The organism is Haloarcula hispanica ATCC 33960 (genome assembly GCF_000223905.1).
Lineage (GTDB): Archaea > Halobacteriota > Halobacteria > Halobacteriales > Haloarculaceae > Haloarcula > Haloarcula hispanica.
On the sequence record NC_015943.1, the window covers coordinates 285,149 to 297,904 of the forward strand.

Below are 12,756 nucleotides of genomic sequence, written 5' to 3' on the forward strand. Positions count from 1 at the left end.
CAAGAGGGTTTTCCGGAGCCAGTACTTCTGTGAGGGGTTCAACTTAGTATTGGGAGTTGTGGGCCACGTCGAGCTGTCGCTGTAGAAGGGTGCCGCGGTAGCGTCACCCGACACGGTCCGACAGTAGCCATTGAAAATCAATGCGCACCTGATCGCACGACGGCAGTGCGATCAGTGTGTACATCGTTTCAATTGTTACTATATCTGAAGTACTGAGTTCAACGGCAAGCACTGTAAGCTTGCTGTGGACGGTCAACTGGTAGTGTTTAGTTTAGAGGGATGTGTCAGCAAGATATTCTAAAGCCAATTTCCAGCGGTGGTCGGTTCGTCGTGTCACAAACATATGAAAACGGAGAGTTTCTTTGTCCTGTGTTTTAGCTTATATATTTGACAGTAGTCCGATTTCCATAGTGTGCTATCAGGGATGGTCCAAACTTGTTGAAGTAAAGCTCAGGGATGTTTCGTATTACATACGAGAAACACAGAGGCTCGCCATGTGTTTTGCTCTAGTCCTTGGAGAAGGATTTCTGTGTGATTTGTTGTCATGGTCAAAGACAACCGCTATGGAGAATATTGCTTCTTTTCGGACTCGTAGCGTTTATGAGCGTGCGCTTTTGTCCAGCCCATCAGAATGGGATAGCCGTTCTGAGGACGGCCTACAGGTAGAACTACTGATCGGTGGTTCTACTGATTACAGGAGGAACTATTAATCCCTCATATATACTTTCGCAATGTCACTTTCAAGCATTCAGAAAGAATCAAAGTCGTCATATTTTTGTCGTACGGGAAAGGTTGGCTCAGTCTCGGGAGTTCGTGTGAGCGCTGTGTCCGCGTTGACGGATTTGCTCAAGCGTTGCAACAATCACGCCGACACCGATCTGTGGCGGAACCATACTCGCTCGGCCAGCAGAGGGCCACAAAATCCGACCGTCGGAGGGCACCACTCTGGGACAACTACTCGTGGCATGAACTGGTCAGTACAGACGAACCAATTATTGATGCTAACTGATCAGGAGTGCTAATCCGAAGCAGTCTCAACGCTATATTCATATCCAAGTTTCTCACGTAGCTGACGGAACGCCTCCAGTATCTTCTCTCCGTCTTCACCGGCAGGAATCTCGACGTGTGCTGGTGGAGTGGCACTCTCCGGATTCAGGACTCGCCAAACCGTTCGACGAAGTAACGACTCCTGGGATACCGGCTTCCAATCGAGACGTAGGCTATCCTCAGAAAACAGCACAGTCACCTGCTTCAGTCGTTCCAAATCATATGATGCGCTCTTCTCTTTATTGGAGCAATACAGCGAGTCCCATTTCAAATCATACGTGGTATCGTCAGTTGTCCAAGAGACAAGCCCGCCAAACGGGACAACAGCCGACCCTCGTACCGGATCGAGTGTCTCGTTCAATTCCTCAATTACTCCCTCGTGTCCACCCGCGTTGATTTCTCGGATATGGGTCTCATGCGGTACTGAGCGATACAGCCACGACTGGTCGGTCAAGACTGCAAATTCGTCGAAGTAGAACAGACGGTCCGTCCACGCGTCAGTATCACCGTCCGGGATTTCGAGTACTGACTCAATCACCACCCGGTCCTCAGGAAGCGACGCTCGAAATTCGTGATCCGAACGGACAAACATACATTTCGAGTCGGGAACCCGCACTAGCTCCCGTTGTACCGTCTCAAATTGACCGTGTTTTGGCTCAAGCTCTAGGTGGACAACGGTTCCGTAGTCCATCAGAACGCGAATCGCCCGGTTCTCGACTGTCACACCGCCGAGTTCGTCCCAGTCCTTAACACCGGATAGACTCCGAGAGACGAGCCTATGTGTCGGTTCTGCAGCATCGAACTTCTCTGTAAACCCCATTGTTGTCGCGTACTCCCGGGGTTATTAAAATCCTCGGCAGTGATCTATGCTAATTCAGTTACAGTCAACACAGGGGAACTCTTTAGCGGGTCAAACTTCTGGTAGGACGTATGGAGGCAGTTCAACGGATGCTGTTTCGTGAACCAGACGGACGACGGAAGGGCCTCTTATTCTCACTCTTCTCGTTCATTTGCATCCTTGGGTGGGCGTATTTCGGTATTGTACTCAACGGCCCTCACAACATGCTCTTTTTGGGTATCGCGTTTGCGTTCTCTGGATTAGCCGAATCTCTTCCTCCGAGCCGACAACGTTCGGCAGGGGTACTGCGAATACTTGGTCTCGGTATCCTCGTTGTCTTCCTTGCTCTCCTCATAGTGGTTCCAGAATCAATATGGGGTTGAGCGCAAGTAAACGGGTTTGACAACTACTTTAGCGACGGGCGAGGCTGGTCACAGACACGTTCCCGCCCGCGGCTAACGCGACAAAGATGTCATTGCTGGTGAATACATTCTTAATCGTACGACGTAAATGGCCATGCATGGGACTGCGTTGTGAGGTATTTGGACACGACTTCGGGGAGTCGACGATAGAGGAGTCGTACGACGAAGGTAAGCGGGGCACTGTTCTAACTGTTCGGGAATACAAGTCTTGCGAGCGCTGTGAGCATATCCGAAATATCTCTGAGAACCAAGGCCTGATATCCACCACAGAGGAATCGAAAGCGAATGGCGAGCGGTCGGAAGAAGTCGAACACAGAACCGAAAACAAGGGGCCAGCGGGGGTGAGAGAGAACGCGGAGGTCGAGACCGAAGCGAGAGATCCGGTGCAGGCAGCGGACGAAACGGAACCGACCGAGCCACCCGCATCAACGATGGCCGTGTCAGACAATGTGGCAGAAACATCTCCAGATGTGGAGGCGAGTGACGAGTCACCGGCGGTGACCGAATCGGCGCTTCTGGAAACGACTGATGACGCCGTGATACTGTCGGAGACACAGGAACCAGATGACGACAGCGACACGCCGTCAAGTAACGACGATGCAGTCCTCATTGATGATGCTGCTACAGACACGGCAGAACCGTCGTCTGAAACCCCCAAAGAGCCGGGTATAGGAAACGGTCGAGACGAGCAGTCGTATACGGCGGACCGCTCAAAGAATACCACAAGCGACTCGGTTCCGACGTATCAGTGTCCGAGGTGTGAGTTCGAACTCCCCGCGAGTGAATCGTCGTTCTTTCCCGGTGACGTTTGCCCACAGTGTCGGGTCGGCTACCTCGAGGACGTATCGGATGGTGAGTCGTAGGCGCTCGATGGGACGTACCCTCGTGGAGAGATAGTCGACGTCAGACAGTGTTTTCGCGAGGAGAGTGTACTCAGTAGTTTTGAAACAGCAGTTTTCGGACGTCGTCTTTCGTCCGGGCGCTCACCGTTGAACCGTCGGGAAGTGTGACTTCGTATGGTTCGTCGGTCTCGTCTGACCGGGTCCACTTCTCGTCATGTTCGGTTAGCAAACGGTTGGCAGCGGAAAGAGTATCACTCGGAGTGTCGTCAGCTGCCGCGTTCGACTCGGCCGCGTCGGCGCTTTCGATGGTATCGGCTGACGGTGTGGTCTGTGTCGGCGTACCGTTCTGTGCGACGTCACGTCCGTCGTCTGGCGTGTCCCCTGGCCTAGGTGGGCCGGCGGCCGCCTCCTCACCCCCCTCGTTCGCTCTTTTTTCAGGTTCGATATCCGCGAGGCGATCCGCAAGTTCACTCGTTCCAAGTGCTGCGAGCAGTTTTCCTCGCATCTCATCGGCCTCAATACCGCTACCGGGAACGTCCGGCACCTCGGAGGCGATGTGTTGAAGTTCCGGATACTCAGCCGAGGCGAGTCGCTCGTAGTCGGTACGGCTCAGGCCTTGCTCGTCTTCCAGCTGGTCCGGCGGTGTGTATGTATCGAGGAGGTAGTCAACGACATCTTGCGTACGAATGTGCCCGTACGTCTCGATGAACGCGTCTTCGAGATCCTCCCGAATCGTCGTCAAGTCATCCTGTTGTGTGTCCGTAATCTCGATCTCCGGCATCACCTCCAACATCGGTCGCCCATCTCATAACTCGTTCCCTGGACGGCGATACCTGACGGAACCATTGTATAGCAGAGGCACGCATGGTCTAGTATGCGGTGTCCCCGCTGCGAATCCGATCTCAGCACGTATACGCTTGCGACCGCTGACCAGACAGCTATCGTCTGTGAATCGTGCGGCTTCGCAGACATCTCTGCGTCGCATCACAACGAGGCCTCCCCCCCAGAGTCCTGGGAGTTCGCTCTCGCTCGGTTCAACGAGCATCCTGATTCTAACCCCGGTAAACCCGAAAACACCGGCCGTACACCCAGCGTCCCGATTCCCGAAAGGGACGAGCCCACAGACCGACCAGAGTTCTCGCTTGAACAGGCTGGTGTCGCGGTGGGAGTCTCTCTTGGGTCTGCTGCTAACAGGTTCCGACAGGACGCTGTTGACGAATTGAACCGTGTTATCGACGAGAACGAAATTGAACAGAGCGGGAAGGTTACAGCCAAATCTAATGAGAACGACGAGAATAGCCAAGACACGGAAACTGAAGCCGACAAAAACGGGGACGAAACTGAGTAGCGTCCGACGTCAGTTGTATTGTCTGGACGGGGACCAGTAGAATGTTCCGGCTGACGCCGGCGAGCAGTGCTTCTATTCGAGACCAACCGTTACTCGGCGGTGGTGTCAGATTCTTCGGCCTGCTCGTTTTGCCCCTCGCGCTCTTCTTCCGACCGCGCTGCGACGAGTGCGCCCTGTGCGACACTATACAGCGGATTCTCGGCTTGGCGGACGTCGCTGATTGAGAACGGTATCTCGGATTCGTTGATCCGTTCGGCGAACAACTCTTCGAAGCCGTCAGGACTGGATGTCCCACCAGTCACGACGACCGGGACATCCAGTCCCTCCTCGACATCTTCCTCATCGACTTCACTGATGATGTTCTCGATGACATAGTCGAGGAGATTATCGTAATAGATACTCAGTGCACCTTCAATACCGCCGACGTCCGTCTCGAAGTTGAGTGCGAAGTCCTCTTCTTTAACCGAGGTGACCTTATCGACGGGCGTGCCAGTCGCCTGTGCAGCCTGCTCGTCGATCCAGTCGCCACCGCGTGCGATGGAGAACTTCATTACGGGGACTGCATAGTACGACAGACAGACGTTGGTCATCCCGGCGCCGAAGCTGATACCGAGGCCAGTGAACTCACGGTTGGCAAGCTCGGAGTAGATGACGGCCATCCCTTCATTGATCGGTTCCGGGCTGTAGCCCATATCAGTGAGTAGGGACTCAATCGTCTTTTGATGATATAGCGTCGAGACATCGGCATCGATTGGGTCCGCGGGAACCGAGAAAAACAGGCGTTCATTCGGGAACTCCGGCTGTCCAACCACCTGTTCCGTGATGAGCTTAATCATCGGAATAGCTGATTGCTCGTCGCTCGAGAGAATCCCGGCTTGCATCGGGCGGCGTGTCTCCTCACTGAAGATGTTCGCGAAATTCAGGGCGTCATCGCCAACGATGTAGACGCGATCATCCTTGCGGATGTGGAGAACATCACTTCTCGACAGCATCTGTTCGGCCATGTCGCTGTAGTCAATTTCGACGAAGGAGTTCCGCTGCTGCACAAATACTGTTTCGTTACCATCTTGGCGTGCAGACAGGAGGTTCATCGTACCGACATCGAGACCTTGGGGCATACAGTTGTATTCCTCCCACCAAGTTGAAAAAACTATCCTGTTTTGTTGCAATAGGTTACATTTTATTTATGAAAACAGACGGACTGGTTCGTAGGAACATATTACTCCGGGTTACCCCACGCAACGAGAGAACAACAGCGGAGTGTCTGTGGTGAGCAGACAGTCTATTCAAATAACAACGACCGAAGACGGGTAACAATGCTTCGTTGCTCTTTGACACCGGTTTCCACATCGTCATCTTCGGCCTGCTCATTTCGAAACTGCGTGAGAGCGTCGACCTGTTCTTCGGTACCGGTGCTTCGTTCTGTCTTTGATTGGCCACCCTGTAGCTGTCTGAGCCCATCTACTGCGTCATCAACGTCATTGCTGTCGGCTCGTGTCGTGGTCGCCTCGGAATTCTCGATAGCCGTCCGATCGAGGTCAGAGTCCGTTTCTGGCATATCCAGATTTAGCCGCTTAGTTTTGGGCTGCTGTTCGACACCACCCCACGATAGTTCCGCTCCGTCTAGTGCCTGTTCGATATCGTCGTCCACATCTGCTTTGCTGACAGATTCAGACTCGCTCTCGGCCGACTCGACTGGTTCAGTTGAGTCGCTTGGGGTTGCCGCTTTCTCGAGGTAGTGTGCAACCAGCGCCGCTCCTGTTGAGGCCGCAAGCATGACTAAGCCAGTGGCGTAAACGCTGATCGTCCAGACGCTGCCGTTGACTCCGCCACTGTTCGTCCACCCATACGGAAAGACATTAACCAGAATTATCGTTGCGGCGAGACAGAACAACGTGCCGGCGGCACTGACGACCCGGGTCTTGAAACCGACTGGGAGGAGTACGACGACGCTCAACAGCACGGAGGGCAGTCCGACGAACCCAACGACGAGCGCAACCTCACGAATCTGCCAGTACGGTGCGCTCCCGGGCTCCAGAACGTTACTGTACAGAAAGAGGCAGAATCCGACGATGGCAAGCGTAACTCCGGCAAAAAAGAGTCCGAACCCAACGTAAATATCTCGCTCTTTAGCTGGTTCGCCGACATATTCGTAATAAATCGACGCAAGCGTGTCGCGATAGCCCGACACTGAGTCGGCAGACTCTGGGGACCTGTCCGATGTAGATGCAGAGCTCATTCCGTTTGTTATTTGGTCCCGATGGGTGTTAAAGATGGCTTACCCTATTTCGTTCGATCCTACCTGCGGGGGGCGAGTGGGAGCGGCGACACGCTGGTTCAGGGGCGTGAGGGCGTCACTCCTTCCTTGATGGTGATCCCGTCGTTCTGAATGTGGACGAAGATAGTCCGTTCAGGTTCGTCGGAGACTGTCACGGCAGCGACTGATTCGTGTTGTCTATCGAGAACGGCTTTAACCCTGTAGCAGCCAGCCTGTAGCAAGTTGACTGAACAGCCGGACTGGCCCGACAAGAGCTGATAGTGGGCTCTATGACAGCACACCTCGCTGTCGTATATTTCTATGCGGACATCATGTTTGGTATCGGTGGTGTTTCTGATGTGGAGGTCTTCGTTCGCCAGACGCCACTGTTCACTGTTCGTCGACAGAAGTTTACGACTACTGGAGGGCATGTCGACATTGTACCTATGCTACAGTTACGAATATGTCTTATGGATTGACAGTGCATCGCGATGTCATTAATGTGCTCTCACATGTAGTGTAGTTATATACTGGTTCCCAATCGGTACCTGTTCATGTCTAATCTGGCAAAGCAGCTCCCCGGAATCTTGGAAGCGCAAGAAGCCAGATGGCATCTGTGCCGTGTGTCCCCTTCACGGACGACTCCGCCGTCGTGGACACGGGCGTCGCGTTGCGTCTGCCAGGCGGATATCCGCTGAAAAATGGCGGTCGCCCGCGGTTGTTCTGGCTTTCGGGACGGTTCTGATGATGGCGGTGAGCGGCCCTCTAGTCCTTGTTGGGCAGTCCTCGGCGTCTCACACTATATGGCGATATTCGTAGGGACAACAGTGGCATCGACCGATTCGATCGCTGCGACCCAGCGGCGCTACCGGTCACGTCCACGCCGACAGCTTCGTCCCACAACCGGCGACGACGGCGTCGATCAAATCCGTCACAGACGATGAAATACGACCGATTCAGCCCGGTCACTCGGGGCTTTCGCCACGCTCAGTCAGTGTACCAGTACGCCCAGAGGATCAACACGCCCTGCAGCGGCAACCGTGCCCAGCGGACCAACACAGAGGGATCGCCGCCACCCGTCCCCTCGATAGTGACCATGGAGACAGCCATATAGACGTTCGCGGGAAAGATCGCGACGAGCAATGCGATCGTCGCCCACGCGGCGTACGAACGCGTCCGGGGCACCAACAGGCCGAGCCCGACAGCGATTTCCGCGACGCCGGACAGATACACCAGCGCAAGTGCCGCCGGCAAGACCGGTGGCACGATCTGGACGTATAGTTCCGGCACGACGAAATGCAATCCTCCCGCGACGACATACAGGAGCGCCATCACGTAGCACAACGGCCGTTTGAACTGTCGCAAGCCAACACGCATCTACTACCGTGTATGGGGACCAGTGGAAAGCAAGTTGGGATTTGTCCTCCAGTGAGAACGGAGTCTCGGCCTCTCACCCCGGAAGAAAGAGATTAAGAATTGCGACGACCAAGCCGGCGAGTCCCATCCGCGCTGCGGCAACGTACCACCGCTGACCCGAAATCGAGCCCATGTAAGCGCCGAACGCACCCAACACACCGATACCCAGGCCGACCGAGATGAGTGCGGCTTCTACCATTGTGACAACGGTCCCCGCGACAACGAACGGTGTCAGTGGAATCAGAACCCCGATGAGTGGCCCCAGGCCGCTCATCATGGCGTGTACGAAGCGGGCACCGCTCTGGTCGCGTTGAACGCGGGTATCGTCGAGGTCTTTGAGCATCGCTCGCTCGGTACGTCTGATTTCGGCCCGGGTTTCGGCACGTTCGATTTCCCAGACGCTCCAGACCGCAGACGTCCCGAGACCGACTGCCGCGCCCAGTCCGATTTTGATGACAGTGGAGCCATCTGAAACTCCCGAAAGGACAGCGCCGACGATGATGCCGATGCACGTCAGCGTCCCGTCGAAGCCGTTCGAGATGAAGTACCGGCGCGAGATTGCGAGGACGTCCTCCTTCCCGAGAAGACGCCTGAGGAGTTGTCGAATGGACGTCACGGCGCGTCAGGCATCCTGTAACGTCCGTCGGTCCGTCACGACGCTGTCACCGCAGGCAACCTGGTCCACAGAGTGGACTGACCCGCCGAGGTTTTCGATCGTTTCTTCGATTGCCTCGAAGTCCAGCTCTTCGCCTTCGAAGGTGAGCTTGACGTTTTGCACTTCCTGATCTAGTTCGATCAGAGACGAAGTGACGCCCTCGACGCACTCAATTTCGGCCAGCTGATCGGTGAACATCAGCAGGGGCGGATCGTGGGGTTTCAGTACATCGATAACGAGGCGCCGGACTGCTGCCATATCTCAATACGGTGGGGGGATTGGCTTAAAAATGTGTGTCAGCACCGTCCTGTCGACGCGCCAGCCCTGGTGGGGGCGTAGAGCAATCCCCTGTGTGTCCCAGCCACAGATGGCTGGAGAGCGCTCCGGTGGGCGAGATATTATTAGACGTCACTGCGTAGTCCGCCACACAGCCTCCGAATACAATGTCTCTGAAACCATACCGGCGCGAGTGCTTTGATGCGTAGGCAACGGCACAGAGTGCGCGAGGACGCAGAAGCCACAATCAGGGAGTGCGAAGATAGGGACCCGCCTACGGACAACCCGACGCGCTCCCCGCGACCCAGATAGCTGATCCACATTCCAGCACGCCACTATGTACGACACTATCCTGTTCCCAACCGACGGAAGTGACGCCGCAGAATCGGTCCGTGAGTACGCAATACAGATCGCAGTCGAACACGAGGCGACGATTCATGTTATCAACGTCGCCGACACCGGCCGAGACAGCGTCACCACGATTCGTGGAGAGGTCATCGACGTTCTCGAAACAGAAGGGGAGCGCATCGTGGCGGAAGCCACACAGGATGCGAAAGATGAAGGCGTTCCTGTCGTCTCTGCGGTCCTCCAGGGTGACCCGCACAAGACGATAGTCGACTACAGCAAACAGTCCGACATCGATTGCATCGTTATGCCGACGCACGGACGGCGCGGGCTCAAGCGAATCCTGCTCGGAAGCGTCACCGAACGCGTCATCAATACGGCAGCGGTTCCCGTCGTTGCGGTCAACCCTGCCGAAGGCCGACCACTCGTGTATCCACCCAAGCACGTCCTCGTCCCGACGGATGGAAGCCGTGGCGCAGCACTCGCAGTGGCAGAGGGGATCGATGTCGCGAAGGCGACGGGAGCAACGCTCCACCTGCTTCACGTTGTCGAGACCGGCGGTCTCGGACCGGATGCACGCTCCGTCCTGAAAGAAGGGGAGTTGACTGAGCGGGCAAATGAGATTCTGGCCGAAGCGACCGAGAAAGTCGAGGAGACGTCGCTCAACTCGGTCACCAGCGTCATCGAACACGGGACCCCCTCGAAGGTGATTTGCGACTACATCGACGAGAACGAGGTCGATCTCGCGATCATGGGGACCCACGGACAGACTGACTTCAGCAGGTACGTCATGGGTGGTGTCAGCGCCAAAATTGTCCGGCAGTCCCCAGTTCCGGTGGCGTGGGTTCGCGAGCCTGAATCCGAATCAAATGAGTAGCTCAGCCCGTGAATCGGCCGACACATACCAGAGCACGGGCCTGATAAAGCTCTCCGCGTGAGGGACCTCGCCAAACCTCCCGGTATGCGGGAGTGTTTAGTAACTATGGCGTTCAGGTAAATCGGATCATGACCGCAGACGACTCACAGTCCGGAGGGGGAACGAACAAGGTGGATGCCGTAATTCGAAAATACGATCTTGTCGGGATGGGTGCAGAACTCGAAGATCGGTGGGTCGGCGCCGACGGGGAGGAAGAAAGTACCCGAGACCTCGCGGACTACTTCAATCAGTCGGTGCTCGAGTCCGCCATCGAGGGGAGCGACGCACCGACATTGAGTGGCGACATCCAGCAGGTCTATCAATCACTTCGCGAAGATGACGCGGACGCCCCGCTCATACGCTCCCGTCTCGAACAGAGCGGGGTCGATATCGAATCGGTGATGGACGACTTTGTCTCCCACCAGACGGTGTATCGCTATCTCAAGAACGACCGTGGGGCGGCCCGACCCGAGCGGACGCCTGCAGAACGGAAAGAAAACGCCATCGACTCAATACAGCGGCTTCGGGGCCGAACCACCGCTGTAACGAGGCAGACTATCGAGAGCCTCGAAAAGAACGACGCCATCTCGGCAGGCGATTTCAACGTCATCAACGAGGTGCAGGTGCTGTGTGAGGACTGCGGCCATAGCTACGATATTGTGGCGTTTCTGGAACAGGGTGGCTGCGACTGTCAATCCGCGTGAGGACTCGGACCGTATTATCGAAACGAAGCCAAAATCCCAGTCAGTGGTCCTGTAAACCGACAATGCGCCACGCCAGCCGGCGGTCAGCCGAGCCTCGGGAACCGAGCGGTCTTACAGTCGACACCGCAGAACGCGTATTCCGAGACGTTGCCAGCACTATCTCTGGTCGTGACATTACGATACCGGACGTTGTCGTCAATTGATGCGCCGCAGTGATCGCAGTGTCGCGTTTCAATCGAGCTAATTACGACCCTGATAGATTGGCTCTCAACGCTTTCGGGGGCTGCACTCCGCGCTCGGTCCGCGTTTGCGATGTCTGCTGATTGTTGGCTACGGTACTCCTGCGTGTTTTGTGCGTTCATGATGTCGCTGATTATGGGTTTGTAGTTGGTGTCGCAGCGCTTCGTGAGATGGGTCATCGCGACCCGAAAACCGTCGGCTGGTGTTTGGGAACCAGCCAGGACCGACGTTTTCCACCTGTGTGCCGGCGTTTACCCGCACTGTGGTGGTCTACGTCAGTTTAAAATTTGAAAAATGTAAAAAACGCAAAACCGGATGTGATGGGGTCTGCACCGATCAAGTGCCGGGACAGCGGGCTTGCCTGCCAAGCCGTACAGTCAGCGCCCGGATTCATGTCCTTATCTTTAATGGATGTACACTTAATAGTTCCGTGAGTGGCGTTCACACCCAACGAAAATAACTGGCCCAAACCTGTGAGTCCAGCGAGACTGCACAACGTAGCCGTGGCCTGCAGCAGCCATCACTCCAAGACATCTATAGTAACAATTGAAACGATGTACACACTGATCGCACTGCTGTCGGGCGACCAGGTATGCATTGATGCTCAATGGCTACTATAGCTTGCTTCGAGTTTGTGAGCGCCCTATCTCAGTGACGAAGCTAATAGGGACTAACCAAATGATTAAATACGGAAGTTCCGTACTGGGAGGTATGGAACCGGGTACCAAAACGGTAGAACCGCCCCGGAAAGCGAGCCAATTAGCGGCTGTAACGTCCGGTTATACGTTTTTTACACTTTCTCTCCGATACCCCACGTAGCCCACCCCAGTCCGGGCAGTAACCCGGCATAGGCGGAAAACGGTGGTAAAGCGACAAGAGCGATCCAGAGTAATGTGTAACAGTCGACGGAACGAGTCCGACCCCTGTCAACAACGAATCGATACAAACGATGAATGGACAAACTGAGGCGGAGCAGTCACTAGCAACTGCTCGGTGCGCTATGGAAGCCAGCGGCAACACGGCCGCTGCCGAACTGAATATCCAAAACAAATCAACTCGAGTCTTGGTCGATGGGTCACCGAACTACCGCTGTGATTACTGTGGACAAGTGATCAGCGAACAGATGAAGTTCAGCGCGGTTACGATACGTGATCCGGACGGAGAGATAACGGAGCATTTCTTCTGTGAAGAGGAATGCATGACATCACAATACCCAGATATCTAACATACCTGTTTGGATTGCGATCAGAACAAATATTAGGTCTACAACGAGATAGTATATAATCCAAGATTTTTGGATTGTATCCGACAACATAGAAAAAGACAGATGACAGGAAGTGATGGCATACGAGACAGTAGCTGAACTTTCAGCGCAAAAAACAGGTCGTATATATCCGTATCGACACCGAATCCAAACAAATACTCTATAATCTCGTTCTGGAAAATTGGT

The 12,756-nt window shown here is 55.0% G+C and carries 14 protein-coding genes; 5 read left to right on the forward strand and 9 right to left on the reverse strand.

What is annotated here, in order from left to right:
- Positions 1–1,018 precede the first annotated feature (1,018 nt).
- Entirely contained in the window at positions 1,019–1,867 is an 849-nt protein-coding gene (locus HAH_RS16500; protein ID WP_014030837.1) for a hypothetical protein, read from the reverse strand.
- Between the two features lie 487 nt (positions 1,868–2,354).
- Here HAH_RS16500 and HAH_RS20200 point away from each other — a divergent pair, with 487 nt between their 5' ends.
- A complete protein-coding gene (locus HAH_RS20200) occupies positions 2,355–3,170 on the forward strand; it encodes a DUF7093 family protein (protein ID WP_233425857.1) in 816 nt (271 codons plus the stop codon).
- Positions 3,171–3,240: 70 nt separating this feature from the next.
- Here HAH_RS20200 and HAH_RS16510 read toward each other — a convergent pair whose 3' ends face one another.
- Positions 3,241–3,942 carry a hypothetical protein gene (locus tag HAH_RS16510; RefSeq protein WP_014030839.1) on the reverse strand — a complete coding sequence of 234 codons (702 nt, stop codon included), beginning with the start codon at positions 3,940–3,942 and terminating at the stop codon, positions 3,241–3,243.
- A gap of 81 nt (positions 3,943–4,023) precedes the next feature.
- On the opposite strand from HAH_RS16510, the gene HAH_RS16515 reads away from it, so the two are divergent.
- Positions 4,024–4,497 carry a hypothetical protein gene (locus tag HAH_RS16515; RefSeq protein ID WP_014030840.1) on the forward strand — a complete coding sequence of 158 codons (474 nt, stop codon included), beginning with the start codon at positions 4,024–4,026 and terminating at the stop codon, positions 4,495–4,497.
- A gap of 89 nt (positions 4,498–4,586) precedes the next feature.
- Here the strand turns inward: HAH_RS16515 and HAH_RS16520 are convergent, their stop codons facing one another.
- From HAH_RS16520 to HAH_RS19640, 6 genes are all read right to left on the reverse strand, one after another.
- Complete coding sequence (locus HAH_RS16520; RefSeq protein ID WP_014030841.1) at positions 4,587–5,615, reverse strand: disk-shape morphogenesis protein volactin; 1,029 nt, start codon at positions 5,613–5,615, stop codon at positions 4,587–4,589.
- Between the two features lie 164 nt (positions 5,616–5,779).
- On the reverse strand, positions 5,780–6,736 hold the full coding sequence (locus HAH_RS16525) for a DUF7139 domain-containing protein (RefSeq protein ID WP_191449320.1): 957 nt from the start codon (positions 6,734–6,736) through the stop codon (positions 5,780–5,782).
- 98 nt (positions 6,737–6,834) lie between these two features.
- Positions 6,835–7,185 (reverse strand): hypothetical protein, encoded by a 351-nt coding sequence (locus tag HAH_RS16530; protein WP_023842930.1) that lies wholly within the window; start codon positions 7,183–7,185, stop codon positions 6,835–6,837.
- A 556-nt stretch (positions 7,186–7,741) separates the two neighbouring features.
- Complete coding sequence (locus HAH_RS16535; protein WP_008308456.1) at positions 7,742–8,131, reverse strand: DoxX family protein; 390 nt, start codon at positions 8,129–8,131, stop codon at positions 7,742–7,744.
- 73 nt (positions 8,132–8,204) lie between these two features.
- Positions 8,205–8,786: a VIT1/CCC1 transporter family protein gene (locus tag HAH_RS16540; RefSeq protein ID WP_014030845.1), complete on the reverse strand. Its 582-nt coding sequence runs from the start codon at positions 8,784–8,786 to the stop codon at positions 8,205–8,207.
- A 6-nt stretch (positions 8,787–8,792) separates the two neighbouring features.
- The gene (locus HAH_RS19640) at positions 8,793–9,083 is read right to left on the reverse strand and encodes a DUF211 domain-containing protein (RefSeq protein WP_008308452.1); all 291 of its coding nucleotides are present in this window, start codon (positions 9,081–9,083) and stop codon (positions 8,793–8,795) included.
- Between the two features lie 355 nt (positions 9,084–9,438).
- On the opposite strand from HAH_RS19640, the gene HAH_RS16550 reads away from it, so the two are divergent.
- Both HAH_RS16550 and rdfA read left to right on the forward strand, forming a co-directional pair.
- Positions 9,439–10,323, forward strand: a complete 885-nt coding sequence (locus tag HAH_RS16550; protein ID WP_014030846.1) for a universal stress protein — start codon at positions 9,439–9,441, stop codon at positions 10,321–10,323.
- 128 nt (positions 10,324–10,451) lie between these two features.
- Positions 10,452–11,066: a rod-determining factor RdfA gene (rdfA, locus tag HAH_RS16555; RefSeq protein ID WP_014030847.1), complete on the forward strand. Its 615-nt coding sequence runs from the start codon at positions 10,452–10,454 to the stop codon at positions 11,064–11,066.
- A gap of 83 nt (positions 11,067–11,149) precedes the next feature.
- Here the strand turns inward: rdfA and HAH_RS20565 are convergent, their stop codons facing one another.
- Positions 11,150–11,485: a DUF7576 family protein gene (locus HAH_RS20565; protein ID WP_023842931.1), complete on the reverse strand. Its 336-nt coding sequence runs from the start codon at positions 11,483–11,485 to the stop codon at positions 11,150–11,152.
- A 944-nt stretch (positions 11,486–12,429) separates the two neighbouring features.
- Here HAH_RS20565 and HAH_RS20570 point away from each other — a divergent pair.
- On the forward strand, positions 12,430–12,531 hold the full coding sequence (locus tag HAH_RS20570) for a hypothetical protein (protein ID WP_449404905.1): 102 nt from the start codon (positions 12,430–12,432) through the stop codon (positions 12,529–12,531).
- The last annotated feature ends 225 nt before the right edge of the window (positions 12,532–12,756 follow it).